This window comes from Streptomyces sp. SID14436 (assembly GCF_010548465.1).
In the GTDB taxonomy this organism is placed as follows: Bacteria; Actinomycetota; Actinomycetes; order Streptomycetales; family Streptomycetaceae; genus Streptomyces.
Genome location: NZ_JAAGMD010000264.1, coordinates 1 through 11,750, shown reverse-complemented (window position 1 = coordinate 11,750; position 11,750 = coordinate 1). Strand labels below are relative to the sequence as shown.

Genomic DNA, 11,750 nt, shown 5'->3' with positions numbered 1-11,750 from the left:
CGAGGAGGTGGTATCCGTGAACGCATCGACGTGGGTACTCCCTCCCCGGGACACGGTCGGGCGATAGGTCGCCCGGGAGTGCCGTTCCAGCGCACTCCCGAAAGGCACGACCATGGCCCTTCACCTCACCTCCGAGCGACGCCTCGACGACACCGTCCTCGAACGCGACCTCACCCTCGACGGGATCCCCGGCATCCTGTGGACGCCCGCATCGGCCTCCGCGGCAGCACCGGTGCCGCTGATCCTGCTCGGTCATCCCCCGCTCGGCCTGCACGCGATGCGCCCCCGCCTCACGGCACGGGCCCGCCACGCCGCCGCGGACGGCTTCGCCACGGCCACCATCGAACTGCCCGGAAGCGGTGACCGGCCCCGGTGGCCCGCCCTCGAGCAGGCCCGCGCCGACCTGGGCCGGGCGATGCGAGCGGGTGAGCCGGTCGGCGACGACGTCATCGACGCCCTCGTGCTCCCGTTCGTCGACCGGGCGGTCCCGGAATGGCAGTCCGCCCTCGACGCCCTCCTGGGCCTGCCCGGGATCGACGGCCCGGTCGGCTACTCCGGGGGCCTGATCTCCGTCGGCGTCCGCCTCGCGGTGGCCGAGCCGCGCATCGTGGCGGCCGGCCTCTTCGCCGGGAGCTTCGTACCCCGCGTGATCATCGAGGAGGCCCGCCGGGTCACCATCCCGCTGCACGTCCTCCTGCAGTGGGACGACGAGGGCAACGACCGGCAGGCGCTGCTGGACCTGTTCGACGCCTTCGGCTCCGAGGAGAAGACCCTGCACGCCAACATGGGCGGACACACCGGCGTCCCGCAGCACGCCGCGGACGCCGCCGCCCGGTTCTTCACCCGGCACCTGAGGTGAGACGGGGCCGCGGGGCGGTCGGCGGAGGGTGAACCGGGGGCCGGGAGCCGGGAGCCGGAGGGCCAGTGAGCCGGTGAGCCGGGACGTCGCCCGCCGTGACGGCTCCCGGCCCCGCGCCCGATGGGTCCGGCTCCCTCACCCGGGCTCACCCGTGGCCGGGCTCACTCACCGGTCGGCCGACAGGAATGCGCGGAGGGCGAGAGGGGACCGCCCGGTCAGCCGGGCACCGTCGTCGCTCACCAGATCCCACCGCTGCTCGCGCACCGAGGCGAACAGCGACGAGAACGCGTACAGCCACCAGGGATCCAGCCCGTCCGCCGCCGTCTCGGCGCAGTAGGTCCGGTCCGGGACGTCCACGTAGGCGACCGGCGTCTCCCACACCTCCGCCGCGACCGCGGCGATGCCGGCCAGATCCGCCGACTCGGGCCCGTTGACGTCGTGGTGACGGCCGGTCGGCTCCCCCACGGCGAGCGCGGCGAGCGCCCGGGCCACGTCGTCCCGCGCGACCAGGGAGACCCGGCCGTCCCCGGCGGGGAGCCGCAGCAGCCCGGTCGTGCGTGCCGTGACGAGCCATCCCCGGAAGAACTCCATGTACAGCGAGGCCCGGGCGAACGAGCACGGGACGCCGGACGCCAGGAGCAGTTCCTCGGTCAGCCCGTTGACGACGGCATAGCAGAACGGGGACGCCGTGTCCGCGTCGACGCTGCTCAGCGCCGCGACATGGCCGACCCCCTCGGCCGTGGCGGCGGCGACCAGGTTGCGGTGGTGCATCAGCATCCGCGCGTCGGGCCCGTCACTGGAGACGAGGACCAGCGTGTCCACACCCTTCAGCGCCGCACGCAGCGCGGGCGGATCGGCGTAGTCGGCCACGGCGACCGAGACCCGCGCCGGGAACGCCCCTACGGGAAGACTCCGCCGGGTCATCGCCACGACGTCCACGTCCCCCCGTTCCGCGAGCAACCCCACGACCCGCCCACCCAGCCCGCCCGCCGCTCCGGTCACCGCGATCCGCATCTCGTTCCCCCGCTGCTCGACGTCGTGGTCCAGGCTCCACGGTAGAGAGTTGGCCGCCGCGGGCAGCGGGACATGACCGGCTGCCGCAGGATCAGGTCGACCGCCGACCAGGCCCGGCGTCTCGCGGGTGGTCGTTCAGCGGGCCCGCCCCGGGGCGACCTCCCGGCCATGGCCGCCTACGTGCGGCAGTACGGCGTCCTCGCGGAAGGCACCCTGCGCGGATGGCAGGAAGCGGACGGCGCTGCTGAGATCATCCGCCAGGAATTCGAGTCGACGTGGGCCGCTGCGCGAGAGACCCTCGACGCGGATCGCACCGAGGAGACGACTTGATCACGGAGTACCAGCAGAAGCTGCGCGAGCGCTATCTCGCCGCCACCGTCATGCCGGCTCCCGAACCGTGGCAGCCGGTGATGGACCGCAGGACTCCCGTCGGGGGCCTTCTCGGTGTGGGGTTCGCCGTCGATCCCGACAGCGGACAGGACCTCGTCATGGTGGTGTCCAGCGACGGCCACGGGCTCTTCGACGCGGTCACCGGCGAGAAGATCGCCCGCGACCGGGACCCCGATCCGGAAACGAGCACCCCCGACGCCCGCCCGGACCTCATCTGCCCCGGGCTCGGCCCGATCGCGGGCGTCCCGGTACGCATAGCCGGGCTGTTCGGCGGCGGCCTGCACAGCACCACGCCGGACGGCTGGACCCTGGACGTCGTCAGCCCCGAGTGGCCCCACGACCGGGTCATCCTCTCCGCTGACGGCGGGTCCCACAAAGGCCCGGCGGGAGGGACGTGGTGGCACGTCTTCCACTCCGATTACTCAGAACTCCGCGCGGCGGGGTTCTCCCCCTCCGGCCGGACCCTGGCGGTCGCCACCAGCAGCGACCTCACCCTCTGGACCCGGCCTGTGCACTCGTGATGTGGGACGCGGCGGCGCCCTCGGCCTGGAACCGTCCTTCGGTCGCAAGGTGCGCGGCCTGCGCGGTGAGCTCGGCCTTGGCGTGTCACTGGTGCTCCTCGGAGAGGAAGTGCCGGATGTCGGCGGCGAGGGCAGTCATTTGCTCGCCGGCCTCCAGCCACGTGGTCGCCGAGGCGCTCCAGCCGGCGGCGGCCCGCGGCCAGGGTCGCACGGTCCAGGTCAGCCCGACGTGGCCGCCGGGCCGGAAGACGGCCGACACCGTCAGGTCTCTGTCGTTGGTCTGCCAGCTCCGTTCGCCGTCCCATCCCCGGTGGTCGGCGGCGAGTTCCTCCAGGAACCGGGCGAGATCGCTGTCCCAGATCCCGGCGACCACCTCGTCGACGCGGGCGGTCAGACCCGGGGCCCGCAGCTCGACGGCATAGTGCACGGAGTCCGCGTCGTAACTGAACCGGTCGCAGAGCGACACGCCCACCGAAGCGTTGTCCTGGCAGCGGATGCTCACGCTGGGCTTGTCGTCCGGGGAGGTCATGGCCGGAAGGCTAGGCCGGCACCACGTGCGCCGTCATGCGCCGTCCACGGTGCGTGAGGCGGCACACTTCTGCAAGCGGGTTGCTTGCAATAGTTAGCGCGGTGCGCGACAGTGGGGGCATGGCATCGCTCAACGTCGGCAATCTCGGTGAGTACCTGCGGGAGCAGCGGCGCAGTGCGCAGTTGTCGCTGCGGCAGCTCGCGGATGCCGCCGGGGTGTCCAATCCGTACCTCAGCCAGATCGAGCGCGGGCTGCGCAAGCCGAGCGCGGAGGTGCTGCAGCAGGTCGCCAAGGCGCTGCGGATCTCCGCCGAGACGCTGTACGTGCGGGCCGGGATCCTCGACGCCGAGCGGGACCGGGACGAGGTGGAGACGCGGGCCGTGCTGCTCGCCGACCCCACGCTGAACGAGCGTCAGAAGCAGGTGCTGCTCCAGATCTACGACTCCTTCCGCAAGGAGAACGGGTTTGGGGCCGCCGAGGACGGCGAGGCGACAGGGGCGCCCGCCACCGACGGCGCCGAGCCCGGGGACCGGATCGCCGAGGACGTCGACGACGGTGCCGAGTCCATACGTCGGGGCCGTGCGGCCGACGGCGGGAAGCCCGCCGGACGCCGTGGCTCCACCAGCAAGGGCGGTACGTCCGCCGAGCGCCGGTCCCGCAGGGCCGGCGGCAGTGACAGCGATCCGCAGCAGACGGCCGGCTGAGCCGGACCAGGGCACCGGCCGTCCGCCGCGGACCACACAAGACCCTCAGCCGAAAACGACATCCGGGAGGACCATCACCATGGCCATCACCGACGACCTGCGCAAGACCCTCAGCAACCCCACCCCGCTCTACTTCGCCGCCGGCACGGCCGACCTGGCGCTGCAGCAGGCCCGGAAGGTGCCCGCCCTGGTGGACCAGCTGCGGGCCGAGGCCCCTGCGCGGATCGAGGCCGTGCGCAACACCGACCCGAAGGCCGTCCAGGAGAAGGCCGGCCACCGGGTCAAGGAGACCCAGGAGAACCTCCAGGCCAAGGTCAACGAGCTGATCGGCTCGCTCGACACCGACCTGAAGAAGCTGGGCGAGACCGCCCAGGACCTGGCCCTGCGGGGCGTGGGCGTGGCCGCCGAGTACGCTGTCAAGGCCCGGGAGACCTACGAGAAGGTCGCCGAGCACGGCGAGCAGGCCGTGAAGACGTGGCGCGGCGACACCGCCGAGACCATCGAGGACATCGCGGTCGCCGTCGAGCCGAAGGCCGAGACCAAGGCCGAGCCCAAGCCGGTCGAGGTCAAGGACGAGAAGCCGGCCCCGGCCGCTACGCCGGTCGCCACGCCCGCCTCCGCCGCGGCCGCCGCGGAGAAGAAGGCCACCGCGAAGAAGGCCCCGGCCCGCAAGAGCACCGCGAAGCGGACCACTCCGCCCGCCAAGTGAGCCACACGTCGGACCGTGGCCGTCGGCGGCGGCCGGGCGGGCCGGGCACCTTTGCGGTGTCCGGCCCGTTCTTCGGATAGCCGGCCGGCGGTTGCGGGTACGGTGACCGCGTAAGGACGAGCCGAGTCGGGTGGTGGACGTAGTGCTGATGCAGGGCTTCGCGGGGTTCATGTGGCTGCTGAGCATGGCCCTGATCGTGTTCAGCGGTTTCGCGCTGATCGACGCCGCCGTGCGCCGTGAGGACGCCTATCGCGCGGCGGACAAGAAGACCAAGCCGTTCTGGCTGATCGTGCTCGGGCTCGCCTTCGTGGTGAACCTGATCTTCAACATCCTGTCGTTCCTGCCGATCATCGGGCTCATCGCGACGATCGTGTACATGGTCGACGTGCGGCCCGCCCTGCGCGGTATCTCCGGCGGTGGCCGCAAGTACGGGGGATCGAGCAGCGACGGCCCCTACGGCCCGTACAACGGCGGCCGGTAGCAGGCGCCGCACCGGCCGCGCGGACGCCGGGAGGGGGGCAGCTGCCCCGGCCCGAGCCGGTTCCGGCCCGGGGCGGTGCGGGCTCAGCCCGTGCGGTCCAGGAGCAGCACGGCCACGTCGTCCGTCAGCTCGCCGCCGTTGAGGTCCCGCACCTCGTTGACGGCGGCCCGCAGCAGTTCCTCGCCGCGCAGGCCCTCGGAGAGCTGGCGGCGGACCATCTCGACCATGCCGTCCTGACCGAGCCGTTCCCCGCCCTCGCCGATCCGGCCCTCGATCAGCCCGTCCGTGTAGAGCATCAGCCCCCACTCGGCACCCAGCTCCACCTGCGTCCGCGGCCAGCGCGCGCCGGGCAGCAGGCCGAGTGCGGGGCCGTTGTTGTCGTAGGGCAGCAGCCGTACGGGCAGGCCCGGGCGGAGCAGCAGCGGTGACGGGTGCCCGGCCAGGCACAGGCCCGCGCGGCGGCCGTCCGGTGCGATGTCGACCGTGCAGAGCGTCGCGAAGATCTCGTCGTCCGCGCGCTCGTGTTCCAGCACCTGCTGCAGCGTGCCCAGCAGCTCGTCCCCGCACAGCCCGGCCAGCGTGAGCGCCCGCCAGGCGATGCGCAGCTCCACGCCGAGCGCGGCCTCGTCCGGGCCGTGGCCGCAGACGTCGCCGATCATGGCGTGCACGGTGCCGTCGGGGGTGCGGACGACGTCGTAGAAGTCACCGCCGAGCAGGGCGCGCGAGCGGCCCGGGCGGTAGCGGGCGGCGAAGCGCAGCTGTGAGCCGTCCAGCAGCGGAGTGGGCAGCAGGCCGCGCTCCAGACGGGCGTTCTCCTGCGCGCGCAGCCTGCCCTCGGCGAGCCGCCGCTCCGCGGAGTCGGAGCGCTTGCGCTCCACCGCGTAGCGGATCGCCCTGCTCAGCAGCCTGCCGTCCAGCTCGTCGCGGAAGAGGTAGTCCTGGGCGCCCACGCGCACCGCCTCCGCGCCGCGCTCGGCGTCGCCGGACGCGGTCAGCGCGAGCACGGCGTGCCGGGGCGCGAGCTCCAGGACGTACTTGAGCACGGCCAGCTCGTCGTCACCGCCGCCCACCCGGCCCGGCGCGGGCAGCGCCAGGTCGAGCAGGATGCAGTGCACGTCGTCGGTCAGCAGCCGCTCGGCCTCGGTGAGGTTGCGGGCGGTGCGCACGCGGATCGGCTTGCCGGCCTGGTCGAGCAGGTCCGGCACGATCGGCGAGCCCGCCGGATCGTCCTCGATCAGCAGCAGGGTGAGGTTCTGGTGCGCGGTCGCCTCGGCCCGGCCCGGCGTGGACGTGGCCTGGTCCGTGGTGGTCGCGGCCTGGTCCGCCGTGCGCGGGCCCGCTGTCCGGTACTCCGAAGAGTCCTGGACGGGACCGCCGTTCACTGGTGCGGCGGGCGCCTGACCACTTTCCGCGGCCGGGATCGCTCTCTGCCGCGGTACGGGTGCGGGCATCGTTCCGGGTTCCTTCCCTCCCCCCGAGGGCATGGTGCGGGGCCGGGCTTCTCGGCCCTACCCCCGGCGCGCTGCTTCGTGCGAGCAGGGGCAGCCCCTTCGAACGGGGACGATAGCGGGTGGCGGCGGCGCAGCGGAATGGTGTGGAGCACGCGGTTCGGCCAAGAGCCAGTGTCATATGCCGCGTTTTCGCCCGCAGTTGGACAGCCCGCGCATGCTGCGGGGATGACGAACGTCACGTTGACGGGCGCGGGTCGGCGGGATCCGCGTGCGCTGCGTCACGTGGCCCGCGTCACCGGGGTGTTGGGGAGGGCGGAGGCGGGGCGGTAGGCCGCCCGGGTTGTGGGCTTGCGTCCCCTTGTGGGGAGGGCGTGAGTGCCGCTGGTGGCGGGTGTCGCAGGCCACCCTCAGCTCGCGTTCGCTCCGGTGTCCGTGCCGGTGTCCGAGTCCTTTTCGCCGCTTCCGCTTCCGGAGGTCCGTGCCCCGGCCGACGAATCCCTCTGGGTCTTCCTCTCGGCCTTCTTGTCGGCGCTCTTCTCCGCGTTCTTCTGCTTCTCCGGGTTCTCGTCCGCTCTGCCGTTCGCGGTTCCGTTCGCGGTCTTCTTCTCGGCCTTCTTGTCCGACGTCGCCCCGGCCTTCTTCTCCGTCTTCTTCTCCGGAGCCGACGGTGGCGTCGTCCCCGTCGCCGCCTTCGCGCCGGGGTCAGGGCGTACGACGCCGAGGATCGGCATCGAACCCGCGCCCGCGAGGGTCACCGAGCGTCCCGGCCGGGGGGCGTGCACCATCGTGCCGTCGCCGACGTACATGCCGACGTGGCTGGCGTCGCCGAAGTAGATGATGAGGTCGCCGGGCCGCATGTCCTGCACGGCCACGCGCGTGAGCTGCTTCCACTGCGCCTGCGAGGTGCGCGGTATGCCCCGCCCGGCCGAGGCCCATGCCTGGGAGGTCAGCCCGGAGCAGTCGAAGGACGCCGGGCCCTCGGCGCCCCACTGGTACGGCTTGCCGATCTGCGCGGTGGCGTACGCGACGGCCTTCCTGCCCTGGGCCGTGGCCTCGCCCGTGATGTCGTCGAGGATGCCGGAGCTCAGCCAGGCGGCCTGCGCCTGCTGCGCGGCCTGCTGCTCCAGCCCGGCCAGGCGCTCCTTCGCCTCCTTCTCCAGCTCCGATTCCAGCTTCTCGGCCGCCGCGATCTTCTTCTCGATCTTCTGCTGGGCGGCGGCCTTGGCCTTCCGGCCGGCCTCCAGCTTGCGCCACTGGGCGTCGGCGTCCTTGGCGTACTGCTTCAAGTCGGCCTGGGTGCGGGCCATTTCGCCGAGCAGGCCCTTCGTGGCGTGCTGGCCCTGGCGGACCCGGCCGGCGCCCTCGAGGAAGTCCTGCGGATCGTCGCTGAGCATCAGGTGGGCCTCGGGCGGGAGTCCGCCGCCCCGGTACTGGGCGGCGGCCGCGGCACCGGCGCGGTCCTTCAACTCGTCCAGCTTCTCCTGGCCCTTGACGATTTTCCGGGCCAACGCGACGATCTGCGCCGACTGGTCCTGCGTCTTCTCCTCGGCAGCGTTGTACTCGTCGGTGGCGACGGCTGCCGCGCGGTAGAGCTTGTCCAGCTTCTTGCGGACGGCGTCGAGTTCGGCGTTGGTGACCGGAGCGGCCGGGCTCGCGCTCGCGCCGGGCGTCGGGTCGGGCGCGGGGGCCGCGAAGGCGGTGCCCGGTGCCGCCAGCACGGTGACCGCGCAGACCACGGCCACGGCAACGGTGACCAATCCCCGCTTCCCACTCCCGGTACGCGTCCCCGGCGCCGTGCCCATGACTCACTCCCCCAACTGGTTAACCGTCGGTAACGTGCGGTCGCCCGGGGGATGTTGCCATGTCGGCCCGCGAAGCAACAGGGGGAGTGGCCCTGCTGTGCGTTCCCGCGGAATCACAGCGGATGAGGGTCTGCCGTCCGCGCCGGTACTTCTTGGGCAACTGAGCGAGGGCGAGACGGGCGGTGGTGATGTGGTCGGCGGCGGTGTTCGAGCCCGCGTTTTCGGGGTGGAGAAGAGCGGCGACGGGTTCGCCGGTTCCGCCCGGCCCGTGGTCGACGAACCCCATCAGGGGGTGATGGCCATAGGTCTTCTTCCAGGTCCGGCGAGGGCGAGCATCGGCATCCAGGCCAGCAGGTCGAGAGCGATCTGGACGACCTCGAGCCAGACCTTGTTCTGGGCTGTTGTGTGGAGGGGCAGGTTGCGCAGGCCGGTGGCCCGGGCGGCCCGGATCCGGTCCTCCGCGCGGGCCCGCAGCCGGTGACGGAGCTCGAGCTCGGCGATCGGCCGGTCAGGGGTGTTGGTCGCGAAGCACGTGATCCGCATGCCGTCCGCGTCCGTGACCTTCAACTGGGCGCCAGGATGGCTTTTCGGACGATCAGTCGCATGCCCTTGGGCCAGCCGTCCCGGCAGCGCACCGGTCCCTCCCGGGAGAGCACCGGCGCGCCGGGCTTCAGGACTGGTGGTTCCCGGAGACCACTGCGACCTTCCAAGCGGCAGTCCCACCGGCCACCTTGATCCGGATGTGCTGCGTCTTCTTCTCCACGTAGACGAGGCCCACGGTGAGGACATCGTTGCACGCGACTGGGTGCGGTTTGCTGCTGTCCCGTCTCACGATCGACACCTTGCCCCTGCCCGCACACCGCGCGTAAATGGTGTAGACGCCTTCCTCCGGCGTGAACGCGGGCAGGTCCCGGTCGGTGTCACCGGTGGTCTCGGGCACCAGGACCCGAGCGTTCCCAGGCAGGTCCAGGCCGGGGGGCGGTGTCCCGGGTGTCATTGAGGGCCGGTCCGGCGAAGCCGTCGGACCGGCGGGATCCGGATCCTTCGCCCCGGGCTCACCGGAGCAGCCGCCGATGAGGAACGATGCCGCCACGGCGGCGACGATGAGTGTGTAGCGGCGCACGAGGTCTCCAGTGATGAGGGCGGGGCGCCCGGCCCTCCTGTCAGGGCCGGGCGCGGTGGGCTAGCTGACACGCCAGCCTTCGCGATAGGGGGCCCAGACGGTCATGTACTTCTTGTTGGACTTCTGGCAGGCGCTGCCGCGGTGGTACTTGTATCCGTAGACGTTCTCCTTCAAGATTCCGTAGTCGCCGTACCTGATGGTCTTCGCAGGAACCTTGCCGGAGGTCTCGACGCCGATTTCCGAGGTCCAGCTCTTCTTGGCGTTGGCATTGATTTCCGCCTTGATCGAGCCGAGAACCGCGACCTTCACCTCGCTGCTGATGGAGACCGACCCTCCGACTTCGGTCGTCCCGGACTTCTTGGAAGTGAACTTGAAGTCAATGGGCTTGTTCGACGTGTTCTCGACGAAGGTCTGGTACTTGACGGACATGGTGTTCTTCTTGTTCTGGGTGATCTTGAAGAACCAGCCGGGCTTGCACTGAAGCCCCAGGGTCGAGTTGTTCGGTTCCTTCTCGGGCAGGTCAGGCTCGGGCACGACCAGGTCCTCGGGTTCGCCCGGGATGGGCAGGTCCTCCTCGAGGTCCTTTCCCTCGACCTCGACGCCGATCAGCACCTCGTCGGCCGGCAGGTCCTCACTCGCCGTCAAGGCGACGGCGTGCTGTGTGCCGACGCTGAGAACGAGTACCGCGCACGCAGTGACCGCACTGGTGCGGGCGACTCCGAACTTCACTAGCATGTCCTTCCGCTGGTCGGTGCGGGCACCGCGCCCGACGCACCTCATGGCCTGGAAACCGTGTGCGTCGGGAGTGCCCGCGCCTCCACAACTCCTGGAGGCGAGATGGACAGTAACCAGGGCTGATGGGGGGCCAAAAGGCCATTTCAGCGGGTGACCGGAAATGTCCCGTGGGGCAATCCGGACAACTGTGGCCAACTGTCCGTCGTGGGGCTTTTCTGCACGGTCAAACCGGATGAATCGGCGGATTGAAATGGCTGATCTTGGCGGTTGTGAAGCTCAAATTCCCCTCAGGGTCTGCTTCCGTAGGATCGGTAACAGCGGTTTTCGATGGCCGCTCGCAAAGTTGAACCGAAAAAGGTTCCGAATGAAACTGGCTGCGAGGCCGCCCGGCATGAGCCCCGCGCGACCCAGTGACCGACTCATCCGCCCGCTGTCCCGGCCGTCCCGGCGGTGCGCTCACGTGCGCGGTGCCAGGGCCTCCCACCGCACCGTCACTTCGCCCTGCCGCCACCGCACCGGCCCGTCCGTCACCGGCCAGTCCGCGGTGAGGTCCCGCACCGCGCGGATCCAGCGCTGGCGGGCGCCGTAGGAGGCGTAGGGCGCTGCGGCGGCCCACGCGCGGTCGAAGTCGCGGAGGAAGGCGTGCACCGGTTCGCCGGGAACGTTGCGGTGGATGAGGGCCTTCGGCAGGCGTTCCGCCAGGTCGGACGGCTGCGCCAGGGAGCCGAGCCGGGTCGCGAAGGTGACGGTGCGCGGGCCCTCGGGGCCGAGCGCCACCCACACGTGACGGCGTCCGATCTCGTCGCAGGTGCCCTCGACCAGCAGTCCGCCGCGCGAGCCGGTCGCCGGGTCGGCCGGGGCGAGCCGGCCGCACAGGCGTCGCCACACCTCGGCGACCTGGGCCTCGTCGTACTGGCGCAGCACGTTCGCCGCGCGCACGAGGACGGGGGTGCCGGGGACCGGCAGCTCGAAGCCGCCGTGCCGGAAGTCCAGCCCCTCACGCGCGTAGGGCCGGGCGGCGGCGACCCGGGCCGGTTCGATCTCGATGCCGGTCACGCGGGTGCGGGGGGCCACGCCGCGCAACCGGTGCAGCAGTTCCACGGCGGTCCAGGGGGCCGCGCCGTAGCCGAGGTCGACGGCGACCGGCTCGTCGGCGCGGCGCAGTTCGGCGCCGTGGGTGGCGGCGATCCAGCGGTCCATGCGGCGCAGCCGGTTCGGGTTGGTCGTCCCCCGCGTCACCGTGCCCACGACGGGCGCCCCGCGGCCCGGGCGAGGCCGGGCAGGGGGAAACGGGGTGGCGCGGGTGGTCATGCCTACGAGGGTAGGCGGGTACCCGACGCCCACGGCACCAACGGCGCCCACGGCGCCAACGGCGCCCACGGCGCCCACGGCGCCCACGGCGCCCACGGCGCCCACGGCGCCCACGGCGCCC

At 71.9% G+C, this 11,750-nt stretch carries 12 protein-coding genes and 3 pseudogenes; 6 read left to right on the top strand and 9 right to left on the bottom strand.

Annotation, left to right across the window (positions count from 1 at the left end; all coding sequences use genetic code 11):
• The first annotated feature begins 112 nt into the window (after positions 1-112).
• Positions 113-859, top strand: coding sequence for an alpha/beta hydrolase (locus G3I53_RS09640; protein ID WP_164333862.1), 747 nt, complete (start codon positions 113-115; stop codon positions 857-859).
• Between the two features lie 165 nt (positions 860-1,024).
• Here the strand turns inward: G3I53_RS09640 and G3I53_RS09635 are convergent, their stop codons facing one another.
• Positions 1,025-1,873, bottom strand: a complete 849-nt coding sequence (locus G3I53_RS09635; RefSeq protein ID WP_164333861.1) for an NAD(P)H-binding protein — start codon at positions 1,871-1,873, stop codon at positions 1,025-1,027.
• 168 nt (positions 1,874-2,041) lie between these two features.
• Between G3I53_RS09635 and G3I53_RS09630 the strand changes: the two genes are divergently transcribed.
• A complete protein-coding gene (locus tag G3I53_RS09630; RefSeq protein ID WP_203591767.1) occupies positions 2,042-2,203 on the top strand; it encodes a hypothetical protein in 162 nt (53 codons plus the stop codon).
• On the top strand, positions 2,200-2,784 hold the full coding sequence (locus G3I53_RS09625; RefSeq protein ID WP_164333860.1) for a hypothetical protein: 585 nt from the start codon (positions 2,200-2,202) through the stop codon (positions 2,782-2,784). Before G3I53_RS09630 ends, G3I53_RS09625 begins: the two co-directional genes overlap by 4 nt.
• An 85-nt stretch (positions 2,785-2,869) precedes the next feature.
• Here G3I53_RS09625 and G3I53_RS09620 read toward each other — a convergent pair whose 3' ends face one another.
• A complete protein-coding gene (locus G3I53_RS09620; RefSeq protein WP_164333859.1) occupies positions 2,870-3,313 on the bottom strand; it encodes a DUF6228 family protein in 444 nt (147 codons plus the stop codon).
• A gap of 119 nt (positions 3,314-3,432) precedes the next feature.
• Between G3I53_RS09620 and G3I53_RS09615 the strand changes: the two genes are divergently transcribed.
• The 3 genes from G3I53_RS09615 (at position 3,433) to G3I53_RS09605 (ending at position 5,207) form a co-directional block, all read left to right on the top strand.
• The gene (locus G3I53_RS09615; RefSeq protein ID WP_164333858.1) at positions 3,433-4,017 is read left to right on the top strand and encodes a helix-turn-helix transcriptional regulator; all 585 of its coding nucleotides are present in this window, start codon (positions 3,433-3,435) and stop codon (positions 4,015-4,017) included.
• Between the two features lie 79 nt (positions 4,018-4,096).
• A complete protein-coding gene (locus G3I53_RS09610; RefSeq protein ID WP_164333857.1) occupies positions 4,097-4,726 on the top strand; it encodes a hypothetical protein in 630 nt (209 codons plus the stop codon).
• Positions 4,727-4,874: 148 nt separating this feature from the next.
• Positions 4,875-5,207: a DUF2516 family protein gene (locus tag G3I53_RS09605; protein ID WP_164333867.1), complete on the top strand. Its 333-nt coding sequence runs from the start codon at positions 4,875-4,877 to the stop codon at positions 5,205-5,207.
• 83 nt (positions 5,208-5,290) lie between these two features.
• Here the strand turns inward: G3I53_RS09605 and G3I53_RS09600 are convergent, their stop codons facing one another.
• The 7 genes and pseudogenes from G3I53_RS09600 to G3I53_RS09570 form a co-directional block, all read right to left on the bottom strand.
• A complete protein-coding gene (locus tag G3I53_RS09600) occupies positions 5,291-6,658 on the bottom strand; it encodes a fused response regulator/phosphatase (RefSeq protein ID WP_164333856.1) in 1,368 nt (455 codons plus the stop codon).
• 701 nt (positions 6,659-7,359) lie between these two features.
• Positions 7,360-8,460, bottom strand: a pseudogene (locus G3I53_RS09595) (NlpC/P60 family protein); the annotation flags it as partial.
• 97 nt (positions 8,461-8,557) lie between these two features.
• Positions 8,558-8,785, bottom strand: a pseudogene (locus tag G3I53_RS09590) (transposase); the annotation flags it as partial.
• Positions 8,785-9,080 (bottom strand): annotated as a pseudogene (locus G3I53_RS09585) (transposase); the annotation flags it as partial. The pseudogenes G3I53_RS09590 and G3I53_RS09585, both read right to left, overlap by 1 nt.
• A 50-nt stretch (positions 9,081-9,130) precedes the next feature.
• Positions 9,131-9,400: a hypothetical protein gene (locus G3I53_RS33225; protein WP_203591766.1), complete on the bottom strand. Its 270-nt coding sequence runs from the start codon at positions 9,398-9,400 to the stop codon at positions 9,131-9,133.
• A gap of 243 nt (positions 9,401-9,643) precedes the next feature.
• Positions 9,644-10,312: a hypothetical protein gene (locus G3I53_RS09575; RefSeq protein WP_164333852.1), complete on the bottom strand. Its 669-nt coding sequence runs from the start codon at positions 10,310-10,312 to the stop codon at positions 9,644-9,646.
• Positions 10,313-10,774: 462 nt separating this feature from the next.
• Complete coding sequence (locus G3I53_RS09570; protein ID WP_164438223.1) at positions 10,775-11,566, bottom strand: class I SAM-dependent methyltransferase; 792 nt, start codon at positions 11,564-11,566, stop codon at positions 10,775-10,777.
• Between the last annotated feature and the right edge of the window lie 184 nt (positions 11,567-11,750).